Raw genomic sequence first — 18998 nt, forward strand, 5'->3', positions numbered from 1 at the left:
TAATACATATCGTAATATATAGGCCACTGGATTCTAAATATCTTGCTCACTCATAAGTCAAGAATAACACAGCCGTCAGCAAAGGCTTAGATAAGCATCAGATTTCAAGAACTACATCACCATTAGTCACGCTAATTGCAGACTTGGCAAGGAGTGACTTCACAAAGCTCATTTTACTGTCACTGTTCGCATCGGTCGTGGTGATATCAGACACTAAGACTTGCTCGTTGCTACGCGTTAAAATGGCCGTCGTTACCGGTTCGCCGTTCTGGAAACCGATATACAATTCACAAGGTTCGGAATAAATAATTTGAGTCAAAAACTCAATCATCATTTGCTGATCTTCATCTGATGACCACTGCTTAGAATAAAGCAGTGCGAACATAACCGTGAGACGGTGGAAATCGACCAGATAAATGTCTTCCGCAGTAAATGAATCCGCTGCTGAATCCAGCATTTCTGCTGCCAGTATTCGGTATTGCTTGTTCTCCACACCCGCTTGGTAAAGATCACGACCAACTAGACTTTCTTTGGTAGGGAACTCAACGTCAACTTGTGCGTAAAGCCAATTGTTTTTAATCTCTGCGATAGCAAAATGTTCTATTGTCATAATTTATTAGCCGTACCTAATGTTTCTATGCTGAGCTTAATCAGCACCCTGCTCGAATACAAGCAATAAACCACTCCAACGCAAGAAATGTTGTGAATCTTCATCACTGACCAGACAATGAATATGTTAAACTTTATAAAAATCGAACAATGGAATTGAATAATGTTGAAAAAAATTTCCGTCGTTTTGCTGGCTAGTGCGGCTCTGGCAGGCTGTGACAGTGGCGAAGTCGGTGATGTTAGTCTGGGTATCTTTACGATGAAGGATATTAAGATCTCCCATTTAGATGACGACAAAATACCGGGCGTCACTTGTCATATCGCCTCTATAGAAGCGAACTTTTCACTCGCAGATCCAAGCGATAGCTCGATATCATGTCGTCAGACCGGTGACATTACCCCCGAAATGATCGCGTCTATCGATAAAAGCGCCTCTGGCGAAGTGGTCTTCAAACAGTCTAAAAGCATCTTTTTCAAAACAATGAAAGTTAGACGCATCTATGATGCTGACAATCAGACACTGCTTTACTTGTCTTACACGACGAAAGAGACTGAGGGCAGCTTCAAACACAGCCTCTCAACCGTGCCTTTGTGGGGAACAAAAGCTTACGGCTCCTATACTCCTGAGAAATAGATTAAAAAAGTGCCAATCGCTCTCGGTTGGCACTTTAATGTCACCTAAATGAAAGAATATCTTCATTAATGTGATATGATGCAGAAAATTTCCTACTCCCTTTAAATGATGAAGTTTCCTGGCCAGCGTAAATCTCAGCACTACTTTCCGACACATGCTCGTGATCCTTTGATCAATCAGGCGAAGCAACCATCAAAACTCTACCGCCCAATTATTGTTGGCGTGGGACAAACTATCGTCGATATTGAAGCTCGCGTCGATGACGAGTTTTTGTCCAAATACAATTTGAGTAAAGGTCACTCTCTCGTTCTTGAAGAAAGCCAAGCTGATGCGTTATACCGCGAACTTGTTGAGCGCGAACTGATTTCTCACCAATACCCTGGTGATACAATTGGTAATACGCTACACAACTACTCCGTGTTAGCAGACAGCAAGTCGGTTTTACTTGGCGTAATGTCACGTAACATCGAAGTAGGCTCTTTCGCTTATCGTTATTTATGCCGAACTTCAGCGCGAATGAACCTTAACCACTTGCAAACGGTTGAAGGTCCTATCGGTCGTTGTTATACCTTGATCACGGAAGACGGTGAGCGCACTTTTGCCATCAACGAAGGCCACATGAACAAACTGCAGCCAGAAAGTATACCTGATGATGTTTTCGACAAAGCATCGGCACTGGTTGTCTCTTCATATTTGATGCGTGGTAAACCTGAAGACCCGATGCCAAAAGCAGTCGCTCGAGCGATAGAAATAGCCAAGTCTAAAAATGTGCCAGTGGTACTAACCCTAGGGACTAAGTGGGTGATCGAAGGCAACGCAGAATGGTGGCAAGAGTACTTAAAAGAAAACATCACGGTTGTAGCGATGAATGAAGAAGAAGGTCAAGCACTGACTGGCTTTAGCGATCCTCTTCAAGCAGCAAATCGCGCATTAGAGTGGGTCGATCTTGTTCTTTGTACCGCCGGCCCTAACGGTCTTTACATGGCTGGTTATAGCGATGAAAGCGTGGCTCGCGAAACAGAACACCCAATTCAGCACAGCACAATTGCGGAATACAATCGCTTTGAATTTAGCCGTGCCATGCGTAAGCAAGATTGTGATGAAGCGGTTAAAGTGTATTCTCATATTGGCCCTTACCTTGGCGGCCCAATGGAGATTAAAAACACCAACGGTGCTGGCGATGCAGCCTTATCTGCACTTCTGCATGACATGGCGGCGAACAGTTTCCATGAAGTGACCGTGCCTAATTCAGCGAAGCATGATCATAGCTACCTGACGTACTCTTCACTATCGCAAATTTGTAAATATGCAAACCGAGTAAGCTATGAAGTGTTGACCCAACACTCTCCTCGTCTTTCTCGCGCACTTCCAGAGCGCGAAGACAGCTTAGAAGAAGCATACTGGGATAGATAAACAATTCAATTAGATAAATAATTCAATTAAATAAGGCCGCTAAACTAGCGGCCTTATTTTACATGCCTATCAATGCTTGGTTTTCACAGCTTGGTTTTAATCGTTCGTAATATATGGATAAAAGACTAATTTGTTCCCCTCAACCATATAGCAATCCATCTTAGCCGCATGGGCCGCTTTTTTACCTAATTCAGTGTCTTCAAATACCACACAAGCACTTGGTTTGAGGTTCAATAGCTTTGCCGCCTTGAGAAAAGTGTCAGGATTAGGTTTATGCGCTTCAACCTCATTGGCCGATACTAATACATCCACTTTATCAAACAGCCCAGAAAGGCAAAGTAGACGCTCTGCTAATATACGCTGGCTCCCCGTCCCTATCGCGATCGGTTTTTTACCTGCATAAGCTTGTAATACTTTGTTTGTACAATCAATTATCTCGATATCTGTTGCTATTTCATCAAATGTCGCCATCTTGAATCGAGCAATTTCTTGAGCATCCAATTGCAAATCAAATTCACGATTGATTTCAGCGACAATCTTGTAGCTTGGCATTCCACCTAAACCATTTAGCCAATCTCGTGAAAATGGAAAACCAAACTTCTTTGCAGTTATTTCCCATGCATTTAGATGCTCTGGCATGCTATCAAGCAACGTGCCATCCATATCAAATATAAATCCTTGGTATTGCTCGTACTTTTCCAACATAATGTTTACTTTCTTCTTCTAACCAGATAATTAGGAATATCACTATTTTTATATACTCGCGTTTAAAATTAGTGATAACAGCATAATAAGCCCAACGAAAATAAACGCAGTAATCTTCGGAAGTCTTTATGAAAATTAAAACTAAGCTCTATTTATTAGGCGCCATCGCTATTTTGGGAATTGCAACATTACTGTTAACAACGGTCCATTTTGCAGACACTACCCGACAACTGACTCAAGCGAATCAACTGACGAAAGATCTTGAGATCCAGCTGCTTAACCTTCGACGCAATGAAAAAGATTTTTTACTACGCAGTGACCTAAAGTATCTCAACAAGTTTAACGGTAATCTTGAAACATTTCTCGATTTAGAATCACAGCTTTCCATCATTTTATCCGATCGCGGGCTTGTCAGCAGTCGTGAACTGAAAGATGGGATACGAACCTACCAAAGCACCTTTGCACAGCTCACTGAAGCATATGAAACTTTAGGTCTAAATGAAGAGCAAGGGTTGCGAGGTCAATATAACCACGCTTTATATGATTATAAATCCAAGCTTTCAGTGGCAGAGTTAGTTAATTTGATTGCGTTTGACGATCAAGTACAACAAGGCATCATCAAGCCTGAGCTTCTTCCCGCTCAAGCGAGCGATATCTTGGCATCCGCGACTGCGCTAGCGAAACAAAAACAAGTTATTGGTCTTAAATATAACCAAGGCCTATTAGGACAAACACGAGCAGCCTCACACGCTATTGAACAGCAGTTTGATAATTTCTCATCAGCATTGACGGAAGAAACCAATCAAGCAATTGAGCGCCAAACTTTACTCAAACACTCTGTTAGCCTCATTATCGCAACGATTATTTTGGTGTTTATTGCCCAGATAGCACGAACCATCATATCCAAAATCAATTCACTGCTTGTCGTGATTCGTAACATCGTTGATACCAATGACGTTTCCTTACGTGCAAAACTGCAAGGCAACGACGAATTGGTCATATTAAGCCGTTACTTCGATGAGTTATTGGAAAAACTAGAAACACTTATCTCTGGCTCACAGACCAAATCCCACCAGCTCTATACCAGCACCAGTAATATGCACAATGAACTGGAATCGGTCATACAACAGTTCCAAGTACAGGCGGATCACACCTCAAGCATGGCAATTTCAGTTCAAGAGATGGTCTCGACAATTAGCGAAATTTCAGAAAGTACTTCAGTTGCGGTTGAAGGCGTTCATCAAGCATCGGAAAATGCGGATAAAGGGCGTGAGGTTGTGGTCGATACCGTTTCTAACATCACCCAACTCTCTGAGCGTCTGGCCAATAGCCAAACTTCAATCGGCTCACTAAACCATCATGTCGCTAAAATTGGCGATGCGGTAAACATCATTCAAGAAATTGCCGAGCAAACCAACCTACTGGCATTAAACGCGGCGATTGAAGCGGCCCGAGCGGGTGAGCAAGGCCGAGGCTTTGCCGTGGTGGCTGACGAAGTACGTGCGCTGGCAAGCCGCACACATCAGTCGACCACTGAAATCACTAACGTAGTCAACGCAATCCAAGCACAGATGAGTACCGTAATTAGTGATATCGACCAGTGCAACCAACAAGGCCAACACACCTTGAATGGCTCAGAGCAATTAGATCAGAGTTTGCAACAGATTCTGTCGGATATGAATAATATTCAAGCCAATTCAGAACGTATCGCTTCGGCAATTGAAGAACAAGGCGCGGTCATGGTGCAAGTGAGTGATTCGATTAGCGAGCTCAATACGATCTCGGATGGCAACACTCAATCTGCCAAACACTGTTTGGTTGAAGTTGATAAGGTCGCTGAACAAGCGTGTGAAATGGATCATGCCGTAGCAGAGTTTAAAACCTCACAGAGTGCATAAATGAGCCTGATCGTTTTCTCTGTTCAGAGTTGTAATTTAGAGTAGCTTAGCCGGCTACTCTTTTTTATGAATCCGACTTTATGAATGCCATAGAATCAGATTAGGCTTTGCTCCCATTCCGTTTGGCTTATCTGTTCATCAAGTGATGTATCTATCCCCTACTTCCATTAAACTAACTGAAACAATTAAACTAAACCAACACGTTATGAACTCTATTACTCTTATCCATGGTGACATCACCACCGCCAACGTCGATGCTATTGTGAATGCTGCCAACACAAAAATGCTTGGTGGCGGCGGCGTTGATGGCGCAATTCATCAATCGGCCGGTCCTGAATTACTACGAGCTTGCTTCGCTTTACCGCAGAGCAAAGGGAGTCGATGTCCTTATGGGGATGCTCGAATCACGATCGCGGGTAGCCTAAAAGCGCGTTTTGTTATCCACGCCGTCGGCCCGATTTATAGCAAATTTTCGGATCCCAAAGCGGTATTAACCTCAGCCTACAAACAAGCATTAGATCTCGCCTTGGCCAATAACTGTAAAACCGTCGCCTTACCGGCGATATCATGTGGTGTCTATAGCTACCCACCCCAAGAAGCAGCAGAAGTTGCATTGTCTGTCTGTCAACGTGCCGATTACCAAGCATTACAGATGACGTTTTACTTATTCACTGAAGAGCTTTTAGATATTTGGCAGGCAGTGTTCAAAGCAAAATAGTCATTAGCAAACACAAATTATTTCACCATTCGCATCATAATTCACTCTAAAGACTGGTGGCTAACCACCCGAAAACTCGGCTGTTTGTAGCCCCAAACAACCTACTTACAATCAATTACATTGCAATTATATTTTAATTAAACAACTATAAATCAAAAAGATAAGGGCAAGTAAGTCAGTTTTCCTCTCAAAAGAGCATGACCCAATGTTATGCACATATAACTACCCATCATTGGGTTATAAGCTCTAAAATTTCGACACACTTAACAGTGTGGTGGGAACCCCAAATTTACTTATTCATGCGTAAACAACCCTAATCAATATCAACAATACTGTTCATGTTGCCTAAGGTTTTATACCGAATGAAATTACGAACCACACCGTTCATTTTGCTTATGTTTCACCAACTTTGAATCCAATTTATTACTTTAGTTGCTACCTCTACTATGAATGACAGGCCCGACACTCTCACCTTAGGCAATTTTACATGGCACGTAAATTCGCGAAGACTCGAACGTATCCATCGAGAGGAATCCGAACAACCGCTGCAAGATGTGACATTGACCTATAAACAGTTTCGACTCCTAAAATGTTTATTTGATGCTTATCCTAATGTTCTCGAACGAGAAAAAATCGTTGATTATGTATGGGAATCAAAGCCAACCTCGACAGAGAGCTTACCTCAGCTTATCAACCGAACGCGGCAAACATTAGAGGATATTGAAAAGTGTATTTTGGTAAATGAGCCAGGTGTTGGGTATTCACTCTCTTTCACTCTGGAACTTGAACCGGTGCCGGATACGCAATGTGAAGTAACCCTAATACCAAGATATGACCAAAATATTAATGGTTTAGATGAACAGAAAAGTGGTTCTAAAAATATATTATGGCGTACCATTTTCTTAGTTGCGTTCGCTCTTTCTGTTATAAACGTATGGCATGCAGCAGAAGCTATTTATTACCACTCTGATTTTAAACGGGTATTACAAGCGAAGCCATATCCCCATACAACGCCTTTGGATGGGGATAAGATTTTAGTTAAAATTGATGGACATGAATGTACTTATGAAAAATCGAAACTTCTGCTTAAGTGTTCATAAGCAGCTTATTTTGTGCTGTCTATTTATTGTAAATGTCACAGCATTCGTTATTCAAAATCAGTCACAAATTAGTCTATTTGGCACAATAGAAGCGCTTGATTATCGCTGGAGCACTTACAGCAATCTGAGTAAAGACATCATGACAGCTCAGGTGGTGTTTGCAAAACTAACTGATGAGGAGGCATTAGGTAATTCATCTTTCTACCAATATCAATATGACAAATCGAAAGGCGCTGAATACATCGCTCTGAGGGATCCCCTCATAATTTCCCCAAAGCACAACCATGTTTGAATAGATTTTGAGCAAGCAGGGTTGCAGCCGCGAGCAAGTCTTCCCTCGTTATTGTGTAGCCAGAATGCCGCAAAACTTCCATCCCTAAGCGCACTGTTGAGAGTACATTTCGATTTTTGACAGTGTTAGCTTGGAAGTGCTTATCCCAACCTTGTTTCTGACCATGAACTCCAGCAAGCCAAAATGTCAGTTGAAGCATTAGGGCGATTAGCAGCATGATATCAAAGCGCTCTGAGCTGCTAGTTCGGCTATGACGGAGGCCTAAACCGTAGGCTGGGCTTTTCAAGTCTCGGAAGGTTTCTTCAATTTGCATACGCTTCGAGTAGAGCCTAACAAGTTGCTTTGGTGTTCGGATTTCAACGGGCAAGTTAGTCGCTAAAACCCATGGTTCTTTTGTCGAAGCGGAGTAGATTTTAGGTGACGGATGATGACAATTAGTCCGTGTCGAACGCTGATTTTTTCGGCCTTTAGGACGTGATTTATACAGTGCAATTTGACATGAAATTGGGTTGCTCTTAGTCAACCTCTTATAGCCTAAAGTCTTTGAGCGACTTGAGGATATGCTATGTAAGTTGCTGATAGGTTGCCAGTTTTCCGCACCTAAATCTGCATATTGCACTTTCCCTCTGACTCGACTTAACCAGTACCAACCTAGCTTTTCAACGGATTTATACCATGGCACTTTAAAGCCAGCATCACTGACAATGAGCGGTGTAGTGTTACTCGGTAGAATGCTTGCAAGGTCGGCTAGAAATTGGTCATGAGCCTTCTTTGAACATTGCTCTGAAAGCGGAAAGGCTTTCTCATAAAGAGTAATAGAACGACCATGTAGTGCCACCGAAGCCCGCAATACCATAAGCCGTTTTTGCTCACGAATATCAGACCAGTCAACAAGAACAATGGGCATCGAATTACCTGAACAGATAAAGCTGGCATGCCAACGGTATACAGCGAGTCGCTCTTTGTGCAAGTGACGATTACCTAACAATCTGTCGATTCGTTTGATGTTATGTTTTGTTCTGGCTTTCGTTGGCAGGTTACGACCAAGTTCGGTAAGAGTGAGCGTTTTACATTCAAGTAATGCGTGGCAAGCCAGCGTTAAACTGTTGAGTCGTTTTAAGTGCAATTCAGGGCAGAATTGGTAAAGAGAGTCGTGTAAAATATCGAGTTCGCACATCTTGTTGTCTGGTTATTGATTTTTCTCAGAACCATTTGATCACATGACAAGATGTGCATCTACCTTAAATTTATGATTTTTATCAAAATCATTAGGGGATTCCTCAGTACATCGCTATTGGAGAGGAAAGCACCTTACCTGTAAGGTATAACCGAGTTTTTTACCTTGATGAACTCTGCATGCTGTTCTTTAGTGGGCAATCAAACCTAACCCTAAAAAACGTTTCATTGCGTTGTTTATATTAATCCAAAGCGGCAATGTAACTCTTAACCTTTATTATACTGATAAGGGTAAGAGTTATTTAGCCCACGAACCAGCGAGGTAAATAAGCCATAACAACTATCCCACCTCACATTAAATAAATAAACACAAATGCGAATATTTTACCACAAATTCTCAACCATTATTTTTTACATCTCATTCGCAGATAAGAAAATACATTCCATTAATAAAACACCTTATTCCGTTGACCAATCTTAGTTTTCACTCCTCTCAATATCACCTCGCTTGCAAGAATTAAGCATCAGCGTATAATCGCGCCCCCAAGCAACATTACATATAAAACAAGATGGTTATGTACAATGATAACTCTTTAGTATTAGGGAATTATATTTGGGACAGGACGACTCACGATTTGCAACCGCTCTCTTTGAATGGCGAAACCGAACTAAAAGAAACGGTTAGGCTCACAAATAAGCAAAAAGCACTACTGTCTTGCCTTGCTGATGCATACCCACAACCTCTGACACGTACTGAGATCGTAAAACAGGTTTGGAGCAATGAGTTTATTTCTCCGGAAAGCTTACCTCAGTTAATCAATCGTACAAGGAAAACTCTTGGGGATACCGAAAAGACCATTCTAAGAAACATCCCCAATGTTGGATACATTATTGAGGCTCAAGCCCATAAACCAAACGCAAGCGAAGCAGAAGAAAAAACTGCAGTACAACAGAACCTTGAGTTGGCTAAACCACCTCATGCTGATTGTAAGTCTAAAGTTAGAGTGCTCGTTGTTATTGTCATGCTAGCTCTGACCTCTTATAACATTTTCAATTTTTATAATGCATACGCATCAAAGCAACAATTCATAGATTCGCGCTTTGCAGAACCGTATCCATTATTAAAAATTGATCCAAAGAATGGTGCTACGACAATTATCCTTGACGACGGGGAATGTAAATATGAAAAAAACAGTCAAACGATGGACTGCCGACAAATTTAGAATGTTCATTGTTGCTGCGTTGATGTTGAATGCTGCTATTTTTTTGATTACCGGGCAGCAAAAAAGCTACTGGGTTGGTAATGTGATTTCTGATGCACAAACCAAACTTACCCGAACTGAGCAATTTCATCATAACCTCACGATTCGTAGCACGAGCTTTGAGCCAAATTCAGTTGATCAATATGGCGATAGTTATGACTATAACTACGACTTTACGCTACTTGAACATAGTCAAGTCATTCTTAACAATGAAGCAATGCCCATAAAAACTGGCTACCATCAGTATTTTGCGATTGATGATGAATGCGCAATCGTTTTTCGCAGCCCGAAAAGGCGAATCATTAACAATTCGTCGATAATGTGTTTGTACAATTTATAGCGGATTTCTAAGCTGGCTTTGTTTTCTAATTCGATTTCAGTTAAAAACACGCCTAACATGATTAATGGTTCTATATGCTTTGCATGCCCCCATTATCACTACATCATCAAACCAAAGGGGCAGAGAGCCACGGATAGGTGGTGCTTGATTGCATTCAATAACCAAGTCCCTCACATAACGTGCGGGACTTTTTTGGCCTAAAATCAAGCATTTTTATGTTGTTGTGAACACGCTAAAAGTCACTATATAGAATCGGCGCTTGAGGCGGATACTCTATCGGCTGCCAACGATCATTAAAGGTGAACTTTGCGTAAAGCATAAAATGGTTAGGGGTATAAAACTCTGAACGTTGTAAATCGACCAACGCACCGAGATACCAACGTTTACTTACCCGTTTTTCTACCGCCGCTTGTAATGAAGCCCCAAACCCGCCTCCTCGCTCAGATTGACCATTTTTCACTAAGTATGGCGCATCTTGCTCAGTCCAAGAGTTAGACACGGATCCACTTAATAGATATGACCACGTATTGTCATAACGCCCATAGTAATTAATCGGTAGCGACAACGAAATATAGCTTTGCGGGCTATAGTAGCCGCCGTGATAAAGCGTGTATTCCCCAAGGTTCTTTTCATAACTCAAATACATCAGGTTGGAACCAATACTCAAACGCTGATTTTCTGTCGCGATCAGTTTGTAATAGCCCCCACCTAAGAGGCCTAAACGCCTATTATCCTCGACGTTTTCACCAGTTAAAGAGTGATATTGCAAGCTGCCCCAAAAACCATATGGGTCCCCCACATCCCAGCTTGAGTTAAGCTTCACCCCAGTGCTGACAACCCCACCCCACTTAGTGCCTTCACCAGCGAGTTCATTTGTTTGACTCGGAACGCTCAACCCAGCGTAAGAAAGTGTACTACTGGTTTCAGGCCGGCGAGAAGCATCGATAGACCAGCCAAACTCCGCTAAATCACCATCAATACGAACGCCGCCAACCCAAGTAGAATGGTCAAAACCAGCAGGGGTGGTACCGACATCGATCTGCCAATCTTGCGCTTGCCAACCAATACCTAAAGCAACACCTGACGCACTGCCCTCTAAGACATTGTCACTTGGATTATCTTTAGAGTCTTTTTCAAAATACTCTAACTTACCCGAATCTACTGAGACATAATCCGCTCGCAACAAGAGATGCCCATCCCTGCTTTCCACAGGAATGCGCGCCTCAATCGGAATTTGGTTGGTCGTATTATTGCCGTCACGAGCACTGTAATCCCAACCAATCATCACATGCCCATCACTGCGATCCCGCAACGCATCAATATCCGTTTTCACATTACGAGTAAGCCAATAATCGTTTGCACCATCATAGAGTTCTCTCAAACCTAGAGGGACTTGTTCTGGCTCGCTTAGCTGATCACTGTTTTCAAGTCGATCGCTATTTAACGCTTGATATGCTCGGCGATCGGCGAGTCCCCACTCTTGGTTTTCCATCGCTAACGCCATGCTATTTCGATACGCAAGAGCGTCCACATCTAACGCATTATCTAATGCGAGATTGAGTTCATTAGCCGCTTCTCGATCACCTTGCTGGTTGAATACCTCTGCAACGGTGATTAATTGCTGAGCGGTCAAACTCGATTTCTTTTTGAGTAAACTCTGATATGACTCATCGTAAGTGACTTGATCACCAACTAAGGCACTCGCTTGCAACATGCCTATTTGTGCTTGAGTTGAAAATGGCTCACGGTTTGATGGAACTCGACGGAAAAACGCAAGCGCTTTCTTTGGTTGCTGCTTTGCCAGTAAGGCATCCCCTTCAGCTAAGTCTCGTCGCGCGTTTAACTCTTCAAATTGCAGCACTTGAGAAACGTTGCGCGATGCATACTCCTGAGTCGATAATTGCTGGCTGTACCAGCGGTCAAAGTCGACGAAACGCTGCATGCTCAACATTATCTCCCCATAAGCCAGCTGTTCATCAAATGTCCAATTTTGCAAAGGGGATATACTGCGATAAATAATGTTTGCCTGCTCAATGTGGTCAATAGCAACCCAAGCGGCGACAATACGTGACAAAGGCTGTACCTGATCGGCATATTTGCCAGACAAGCTCTCGAGCAGTTCAATAACAGGTTCCGGTTGAAGTACATAACGTTGCTGCACGTCTCTCAGCTCATCATCCAACTTCAAGCGTGTTAAGTTGCGCTGCATCGCCTCCGTACGCTTGCTGGGAGCCACACTTTCTAGTTGCATGATTGCCGCACTAAGCTCCTCTTCTTGCGCAAGATAAAGCGCGTAAGCGAACTTCATTTCAGGATCTTGACTTGAACGACTCCAACCTTGCATCAAATCATCAGCACGACGCTTATCACCTAGGCGTACGACCACATCTGCAATATCGCGTCTTAGCCAGGGTGAGGTCGGATTCAACGCAATCAGTCGTTCCGTCTCCTTTTCCATTGCTAAGCTGTCACTGTTCTCAATCGCCTGACGCAGGTTCGCTAAGATGATTTCAGATTCAATCACCTTAATTTTCTCCGCCACCTGCAATCTCTGCTTAGGCGAATAGCGATTAGCGACTGATTGAGCCCCTGACCAATCTTGCTGGGTAACATAAATATCCAAACGTCCGCGCAATGCCGAGCCATTGGTTGAATCTAATTTTAGCGCTTGGCGGTAAGCTTTATCCGCGGCGTCATACTTTGCTTGGCTTGCTAGCGATGCGCCTAAATCGGTGAAAGCATACGGTTGAGAACGATCCAATTGAATCGCTTGGCGATAGAACTTCTCTGCTTGAGCCCATTTCCCTTGCGCCATCAAAGCGTCACCTTGATCTAGATAACTCCAATAACGGGAGGTTTCTACCAGCGTTGCCCATTTGCTGGCGCTGTCTGGATCATGATCTAACTGTTGTGCACGCTCAAAATACGCTAGCGCTTTTTGCTGCTTACCTTGGCGTAAATAAACCTTACCCATTCCACCCAATATTTCCGGATCATTAGGGCGAGTAGTTAAGGCGTAACGTAATTGAACGGCCGCTTGTTCAGTCTTGCCCTCATCAAGCAATCGTAGACCTTTCAACTTTGCCAAATAAGTCGGGTCTTTGCGTAACTGTTGTTCTGTGTTCCAACGACTGATCGCACCTTGATTAGCACGCTGAATCTCCAAATCTGCTGGATAATAACTGGCTAAAATGGCGTACTGTTGTACAACTTGGGCTGAAATTGGTAGCTGTTCTAAAGCCCTCAACCAAGAGGTTGCGGCACTTTTTCCTACCGATGGTACCAAAGCGAGCTTATTATAGGTGTCAAGAATCCACCGATCAGCAGGGTCTTGTTTACGAATATGATTCGCCAACGCTAACTGAAATTGGGGTACGCCGGGATAATCCGCGTTTAACCGCTCTAATCCTTGCTTAACCTCTTGCCAATTTGGGGACAGATTACCTTGTAGCTGTAAGAATTCTAGCTGTAAAGTAGCTGAAGGCATGCCATCAGGAAACAGTGCCTTGTAAGCCTCAATTGCCTGCTGGTAGCGCCCTGATTTCGCCAATAACTTCGCACGCTGATACTCTGAGCGTTTATCTGTGCGAATAGCGATGATCTGAGCAAGATCGCGCGCTTGTACTGAGTCGGGCGCCACGTTTTTTAATCGTTGATACGTCTGCTTCGCCTCAGCCAATTTTTGACGTTTCAAATACATATTGGCCTGATAAAATAAGCCTGTAGGATTTGCATCTTCTATCGCAAATAGCCTTTCTAGCGTACTTTCAACAATGTCATCTCGGCCAATAGCATCCGCCAGCTTCAACTGCTGAACCAACCAATCCACTGAATTAACTCTAGTTGCCGACGTTGAAAACTGTACAAGCTCTATAGGTTGATAAACGCCCGTAAGTTGCTCTTTACTCAAAGGCTTGGTGCTAAAGCCAGCGGCGTGAGCGGTACTCACTCCCCCTGCTATACAGCATAATGAAACCAACCATGAAACTCGTCCTTTTACTCGCATGATTCACCCCAAGCTGGGGACAATTCACCATTCAAACCAAAACGATAACGGCCTTCATACCAACCTAGACCAAACAAAGCCAACACATTATCGTAATAATGATCATTGCTATCGCGAACCAAGGCACTACTCGCTCGTGTCGCTTGCTGCTTGAGCAAATCAAGATTATTTGTGGCGTCAATCAGCGGCAGAGCTGCTGCAGAAAAGCCAGCACTCCCCACATTGCTATACTTGCCACTTTGTGTATCCACTTCTCGAGGTGGGCCGCCAAGTACACGCGTTGCTTTAATAAAAGGCTGCATCGCGCTGACCAACTCACTTTTATGCGGCGCGCCATCATCAAGCATTCCCGCCCACAGATAAGTACGGATTGCGTTATAGCTGCCAATTGGCCCCGTTTCGGGGTCCACTTTGTACTCACCATTGCTCTCTAAGGCCCAGTCAGGACTGAAACCCGCAGGCATAGTGTTAACAATCATATTTACGCTACTTTGATACAAGCTATCCCATGATTGCTGAGGAAATAGCGCATGCATGCGATCAACTAATTGCAGCGGCACATAGCTCGGGTTCACTCTATAACCCGCTTGTGTTTCAAAACCATGAGGAGCAGGTAATAGTAGAACCTCCCCATTCGTTTGAGTGACTGTTTCTTCACGTAAAATGCGACTAGCCAGTAGATAACCTAAGGATTGATAATAGTAATTATCCCAAAGACGCCCTGCTTCAATCAGCGAATAGGCAATCCATAAATCCGAATCAGAGGCGGGATTATTATCTAACACTCCCCATTGACCATTGGATCGCTTCCCCCATAACCAAGCCGGCAATTGAGCGGTTAAGTCACCCCCAGCTAGGTGCTGTTGAGTCCAAGAAAGAACATGAGAGAAAGCCTGTTTATCATTGGCCACCAGCGCAAAAAACAGCGCGTAAGATTGCCCTTCCGAAGTCGTAATTGAACGCGAATCACTGCCATCAACCACACGACCTTGCTCTATATAAACTGACTTAAAGGTTTGCCATTGTGGCCAATCACAGTTATTTGCCAGCACTGATGAAGAGAGAAAAAGGCTTATGAAAACCATCAGCTGTTTCATTCTTGCTCCTCATTTTTCTCCAATCGCTTAGTCGCAACCTTTCGCAATACACGCCAAAGCACGATAGTCACAATCACAACCAGTAGCGCGGCAAAACATGCAACAACGATTGGATGATTAGAAAAGTGGTACCAAACCAACTTCCAAACCGGTAACTGACCAACGTAATAATGGTCGCCAACGTTGTAGCTTGCCACTTCATCATTTCGCAACGTCACCACTGAGCCGAACATATAGTCAAGCTTGCCTGAATCAACCAGTGCTCGATCGACGACCGAAAAATCACTCGGTTGAGCGGCCATAATGGCAATAAGACTGCGATTACTTGTAAACGGGCTTTCCTGACCATAAAGCGCCGCAAAAGGACCATTTGCTTCAACTGAAACAAAGTCAGCCGGTTGTTGACCGCTCGTTGTTGGGTTCATCCAATTCAAACCGAGCTGTTGTTCGTTTTTACTCGGCAAGCGAATTTGGCGCTCGCCAGCCTTTATCACCAGGTCGACTTGGTCAGGATCACTTGCAGCCTGTAATAGCGAGCTATCTAAACCAATACTAAGGATGTCTTTATCTGTGAGTGTTTCTGCATTCCATTGATCAGTTAGTAATACTTGAAAACCCGGGTAGCCTGAATCCCCGCCAAGTGAGCCCATGACGTTCAAAAAGGTTTGTAGCACCTCGACTGGCGCATTTTCTGGGATCACGACAGCCGTTTCAGATAAATCAGCCATCCGCGTATATGGGAACCCCGAGGTCGCAAATGCGCGCATATTCGGCATTTCGATATAATGAGGGAAACCACTAAAATCGATGGTTGAATCACCATCGACCACCGCATATTGTTTGCTTGGTTGAGTGACTTGGCACTGCCCATCCGTGACAGAAGCAAAACCAAATTCGAACTCAATTAGGTTTTTACTTCCCACTTTAAACGCCGGAATTCGGACCCGATCTTCGCCGCCTAATAGCGTATCATCAAGGAGTGGAACGCGAATTCGGTTTGAATCCCCACCTTGACCATCTGTAGTAAGATTAAATGCTTCGATAAACTGGTCATTGATACTTAACGTTAAACGAGAACCCGAATGATCTTCTGTTGGGGGGGAATAACGATAGTTGAGATCCATCGGAATACCACGACTTTGCCATGTAAACAGATCTGGCGGTAAACGCAAACTGACACTAATTGGTGGTGGTGTTCGGCCTTCAACCTGAAGCATTGCTTTTTGTTCAACTAATTCCGAAAGAGCAACCGGCCTCTCTGTTGTCACCCAATTAGGCGCATCGTATGCAGTTCGCGGCTTAATTTGCTCAACAGAATTAATCTTGGCGATCGGTCCTGTCAAAATCTGATTACCGAGCGCTAAACCTCGGACTGCGGTATTTAAATCCGCACTATCACGGCCAATGACCAAAAGTAATTTAACGAACGGATCGGTTGGATGAGTGATCACTTGTAAGCGTGGGCCATCAGTATCTGGAAAATCTCGCAAAAAGTCAGGCTTATTGTCATTAGTCACAAAGACGATCGCATTGCGCTCAGGTAGAGAGTCAAAACTCAAAGGGAACTGCGCGCCACGCCAGCCCGCAAGTGAACCAAAGTATGAGCTCGCGACACCAGCTGCTTTTATCTCTTCCAGATCGTATTGATCTCCCATCACGAGAGGCAAATTCAATTGGCTAAAGTCACGAACATCAAAAAACGGTGCCGGCAATAAGCTTAAATCGCTCTCCAGTCGTGTCTTTTGCACCAACATTTCAATCCGGCTAGTCTGACTAATTTCAGCCCAAATACTTGCATCATTAGGATTGGCACAATCTTTTTGCGTATTGCCAATCAACTCAAAGCGGATCTGATTGTAGTTACTAAAAAATCGAGTATCCAAAGGCATAGATAAACTCAGTTTCTTGCCTTGCTGGCCATCAACAATCGGTGTGACACCCATGAGTTCATTATTCAAATAGACTTTGATATGAGAGACCAATGAAAGCAGTGCTGGAGACGGTGTAATATCAAAATAGAGCGTTGCTTGCGAAACGACCTCATCCAAACGAGAACCAAATCCAATGTAAGCACTGGTTTCACTGCCTTGAATCGCGATCGAGCTGTTATAGCCGAGTTGGCTAAAAGGCACCACTCGCTTAAATACCGACGAATTCTCAAGCTCATGAGAGGATGCCTGAGAGACATTGACTGACTGACTTACTTCTTGTGCTGCGAGACTACCCGACATACTCATTAGAGTTATGGCCGCCGTCAAAGCTGTTAGTTTTTTATTTTTGAGCATGACTTAAGGTCCTGGTTGGGACATAGCGAGGTCTAAAAGACCAAATAAATTTAATACAAATTATCAGTGCGGTCACACAGACTCTAATCAACTTAGGACTATGTTTTAGCAAGCGTTTGTATCCATTAAAACCGACATGAAGAACGGCGTGCATACTAGATAGAGGCTTATCAGATTGATAGCCTTGTTGCCATTTCGCCCATGTATCTGCACGAGCAAAAGTACATTGAACGTATTGGATTTGTTGTTGATGAGATAACGCATTAAGTTGCAAGCCAAAAATGCCTTTATGAGCATAGGCGACTGTCATAGGAAAGACGAAATCTTGCCCCCCTCGATTCAGTACAACTTGTAAAACTTGGCCTTTTAGGTACTGACACGCGTCGTCATCGATACCTTCAATTTCGATCCGCACACCGCCTAGTGAAAAATCTTTCATCACGGCTTGAATTAGATGCCCGGAGTTAAGCCTGACTGTCATTGGAATGGACACTTCAACACGGTGATCTTTTCGCACTTGTTTTGCCTCAACCGCGACTGCGACCGCCGCACCCAAAATCAACAAGTTATACATCGTCCAAACTAAGTTCACGATGACCGTGCCAATCTCATCTTGAGGTCCCCACCCTAAGCGATAAAAGCCAACAGCAAACCCGAGAATATTGAAAGCGACCAAAATCAAATATGGTCGTGATATCACCCAGTCATAGTGCGATTTTTCGATTAAGCCCCCCTTAGCCGTTACATTAAACTCCCCCTTGTGCGGAGCAAATAACGCGACGGTGGTTGGTCGGGCGATATACCAAGCGAGGACGGTTTCATACACCTCACCCCAAAAGGAATAACGGTAGTCTCCCTGCATTCTCGAGTTGGTCATGCTGGCGTGAATCATATGTGGCAGCACATACAAGATAATGGCGAGCGCTGGTGCATAAATCACGTACGAATGAAGCAGTAAAAATGCCAACGGAGCCACCAAAAAAACAATCCGCGGTATACCAGATAAAAAATGCAACATCGCATTGGCATAGCAGAGCCGTTGCGACCATTTAAGACCTTTACCGGTTAACGGATTATCCACTCGAAATATCTGCGCCATACCGCGTGCCCAGCGAATCCGTTGCCCCACATGAGCAGACAACGTTTCTGTCGCTAAGCCGGCTGAAATAGGCTGCTTCAAGTAAGCGGAGTGGTAACCTAGGCGATGCATACGCAAAGAGGTATGTGCATCTTCAGTAACGGTTTCGACTGCAATTCCACCCACTTCTTCTAAAGGCTTGCGACGCAAAATAGCGCAAGATCCACAGAAAAATGTTGCGTCCCATAAGTCGTTACCATCCTGAATTAAGCCATAAAAGAGGCTGCCTTCGCTCGGTACATTGCGAAAATTGGACAAGTTTCTTTCGAACGGATCCGGTGAAAAGAAATGGTGAGGCGTCTGCACCAAAGCCAGCTTGGGGCTG

General features: G+C 43.9%; 13 protein-coding genes and 1 pseudogene. 7 read left to right on the top strand and 7 right to left on the bottom strand.

From position 1 onward, the window contains the following. Window positions 1-97 precede the first annotated feature (97 nt). Window positions 98-610: a hypothetical protein gene (locus RJD38_RS20250; protein ID WP_005598504.1), complete on the bottom strand. Its 513-nt coding sequence runs from the start codon at window positions 608-610 to the stop codon at window positions 98-100. A gap of 162 nt (window positions 611-772) precedes the next feature. Between RJD38_RS20250 and RJD38_RS20255 the strand changes: the two genes are divergently transcribed. Together RJD38_RS20255 and RJD38_RS20260 are read left to right on the top strand one after the other, a co-directional pair. Beyond that, window positions 773-1243, top strand: coding sequence for a CreA family protein (locus RJD38_RS20255; protein ID WP_005598501.1), 471 nt, complete (start codon window positions 773-775; stop codon window positions 1241-1243). Between the two features lie 108 nt (window positions 1244-1351). Continuing rightward, window positions 1352-2656, top strand: coding sequence for an inosine/guanosine kinase (locus tag RJD38_RS20260; RefSeq protein WP_065546816.1), 1305 nt, complete (start codon window positions 1352-1354; stop codon window positions 2654-2656). A 96-nt stretch (window positions 2657-2752) separates the two neighbouring features. On the opposite strand, the gene RJD38_RS20265 is transcribed toward RJD38_RS20260, so the two are convergent. Then, on the bottom strand, window positions 2753-3361 hold the full coding sequence (locus RJD38_RS20265) for a beta-phosphoglucomutase family hydrolase (RefSeq protein ID WP_065546331.1): 609 nt from the start codon (window positions 3359-3361) through the stop codon (window positions 2753-2755). A 128-nt stretch (window positions 3362-3489) separates the two neighbouring features. Between RJD38_RS20265 and RJD38_RS20270 the strand changes: the two genes are divergently transcribed. The 3 genes from RJD38_RS20270 (at window position 3490) to RJD38_RS20280 (ending at window position 7077) form a co-directional block, all read left to right on the top strand. Further along, window positions 3490-5259, top strand: coding sequence for a methyl-accepting chemotaxis protein (locus RJD38_RS20270; protein WP_065546332.1), 1770 nt, complete (start codon window positions 3490-3492; stop codon window positions 5257-5259). A 205-nt stretch (window positions 5260-5464) separates the two neighbouring features. Continuing rightward, window positions 5465-5977 carry a macro domain-containing protein gene (locus tag RJD38_RS20275; RefSeq protein WP_065546333.1) on the top strand — a complete coding sequence of 171 codons (513 nt, stop codon included), beginning with the start codon at window positions 5465-5467 and terminating at the stop codon, window positions 5975-5977. A 560-nt stretch (window positions 5978-6537) separates the two neighbouring features. Beyond that, window positions 6538-7077, top strand: coding sequence for a winged helix-turn-helix domain-containing protein (locus RJD38_RS20280; RefSeq protein WP_406853266.1), 540 nt, complete (start codon window positions 6538-6540; stop codon window positions 7075-7077). Window positions 7078-7337: 260 nt separating this feature from the next. Here the strand turns inward: RJD38_RS20280 and RJD38_RS20285 are convergent, their stop codons facing one another. Then, complete coding sequence (locus tag RJD38_RS20285) at window positions 7338-8546, bottom strand: IS4 family transposase (protein ID WP_032073033.1); 1209 nt, start codon at window positions 8544-8546, stop codon at window positions 7338-7340. Between the two features lie 574 nt (window positions 8547-9120). Between RJD38_RS20285 and RJD38_RS20290 the strand changes: the two genes are divergently transcribed. Then, on the top strand, window positions 9121-9768 hold the full coding sequence (locus RJD38_RS20290) for a winged helix-turn-helix domain-containing protein (RefSeq protein WP_065546335.1): 648 nt from the start codon (window positions 9121-9123) through the stop codon (window positions 9766-9768). Next, window positions 9728-10147 carry a hypothetical protein gene (locus RJD38_RS20295; protein ID WP_156785362.1) on the top strand — a complete coding sequence of 140 codons (420 nt, stop codon included), beginning with the start codon at window positions 9728-9730 and terminating at the stop codon, window positions 10145-10147. The genes RJD38_RS20290 and RJD38_RS20295 overlap by 41 nt, the downstream gene beginning before the upstream one ends. Before the next feature lie 232 nt (window positions 10148-10379). Here the strand turns inward: RJD38_RS20295 and RJD38_RS20300 are convergent, their stop codons facing one another. From RJD38_RS20300 to RJD38_RS20315, 4 genes and pseudogenes are all read right to left on the bottom strand, one after another. Beyond that, the gene (locus tag RJD38_RS20300; RefSeq protein ID WP_367971479.1) at window positions 10380-14153 is read right to left on the bottom strand and encodes a cellulose synthase subunit BcsC-related outer membrane protein; all 3774 of its coding nucleotides are present in this window, start codon (window positions 14151-14153) and stop codon (window positions 10380-10382) included. Beyond that, a complete protein-coding gene (bcsZ, locus tag RJD38_RS20305) occupies window positions 14144-15250 on the bottom strand; it encodes a cellulose synthase complex periplasmic endoglucanase BcsZ (RefSeq protein WP_065546338.1) in 1107 nt (368 codons plus the stop codon). Before bcsZ ends, RJD38_RS20300 begins: the two co-directional genes overlap by 10 nt. Next, complete coding sequence (gene bcsB, locus RJD38_RS20310) at window positions 15247-17535, bottom strand: cellulose biosynthesis cyclic di-GMP-binding regulatory protein BcsB (protein ID WP_065546339.1); 2289 nt, start codon at window positions 17533-17535, stop codon at window positions 15247-15249. The genes bcsZ and bcsB overlap by 4 nt, the downstream gene beginning before the upstream one ends. Continuing rightward, window positions 17522-18997 (bottom strand): annotated as a pseudogene (locus RJD38_RS20315) (glycosyltransferase family 2 protein); the annotation flags it as partial. The pseudogene RJD38_RS20315 and the gene bcsB, both read right to left, overlap by 14 nt. Window position 18998 lies beyond the last annotated feature (1 nt).

Source organism: Vibrio scophthalmi (genome assembly GCF_040869025.1).
In the GTDB taxonomy this organism is placed as follows: Bacteria; Pseudomonadota; Gammaproteobacteria; order Enterobacterales; family Vibrionaceae; genus Vibrio; species Vibrio scophthalmi.

What these genes read in the sequence shown, in the direction of transcription:
- RJD38_RS20275 (WP_065546333.1), top strand. Translation starts at nt 5,465, where the DNA reads ATGAACTCTATTACTCTTATCCATGGTGACATCACCACCGCCAACGTC.
- RJD38_RS20270 (WP_065546332.1), top strand. Translation starts at nt 3,490, where the DNA reads ATGAAAATTAAAACTAAGCTCTATTTATTAGGCGCCATCGCTATTTTG.
- RJD38_RS20265 (WP_065546331.1), bottom strand. Translation starts at nt 3,361, where the DNA reads ATGTTGGAAAAGTACGAGCAATACCAAGGATTTATATTTGATATGGAT.
- RJD38_RS20295 (WP_156785362.1), top strand. Translation starts at nt 9,728, where the DNA reads ATGAAAAAAACAGTCAAACGATGGACTGCCGACAAATTTAGAATGTTC.
- RJD38_RS20285 (WP_032073033.1), bottom strand. Translation starts at nt 8,546, where the DNA reads ATGTGCGAACTCGATATTTTACACGACTCTCTTTACCAATTCTGCCCT.
- RJD38_RS20260 (WP_065546816.1), top strand. Translation starts at nt 1,352, where the DNA reads ATGAAGTTTCCTGGCCAGCGTAAATCTCAGCACTACTTTCCGACACAT.
- bcsB (WP_065546339.1), bottom strand. Translation starts at nt 17,535, where the DNA reads ATGCTCAAAAATAAAAAACTAACAGCTTTGACGGCGGCCATAACTCTA.
- RJD38_RS20290 (WP_065546335.1), top strand. Translation starts at nt 9,121, where the DNA reads ATGTACAATGATAACTCTTTAGTATTAGGGAATTATATTTGGGACAGG.
- RJD38_RS20250 (WP_005598504.1), bottom strand. Translation starts at nt 610, where the DNA reads ATGACAATAGAACATTTTGCTATCGCAGAGATTAAAAACAATTGGCTT.
- RJD38_RS20300 (WP_367971479.1), bottom strand. Translation starts at nt 14,153, where the DNA reads ATGCGAGTAAAAGGACGAGTTTCATGGTTGGTTTCATTATGCTGTATA.
- bcsZ (WP_065546338.1), bottom strand. Translation starts at nt 15,250, where the DNA reads ATGAAACAGCTGATGGTTTTCATAAGCCTTTTTCTCTCTTCATCAGTG.
- RJD38_RS20255 (WP_005598501.1), top strand. Translation starts at nt 773, where the DNA reads ATGTTGAAAAAAATTTCCGTCGTTTTGCTGGCTAGTGCGGCTCTGGCA.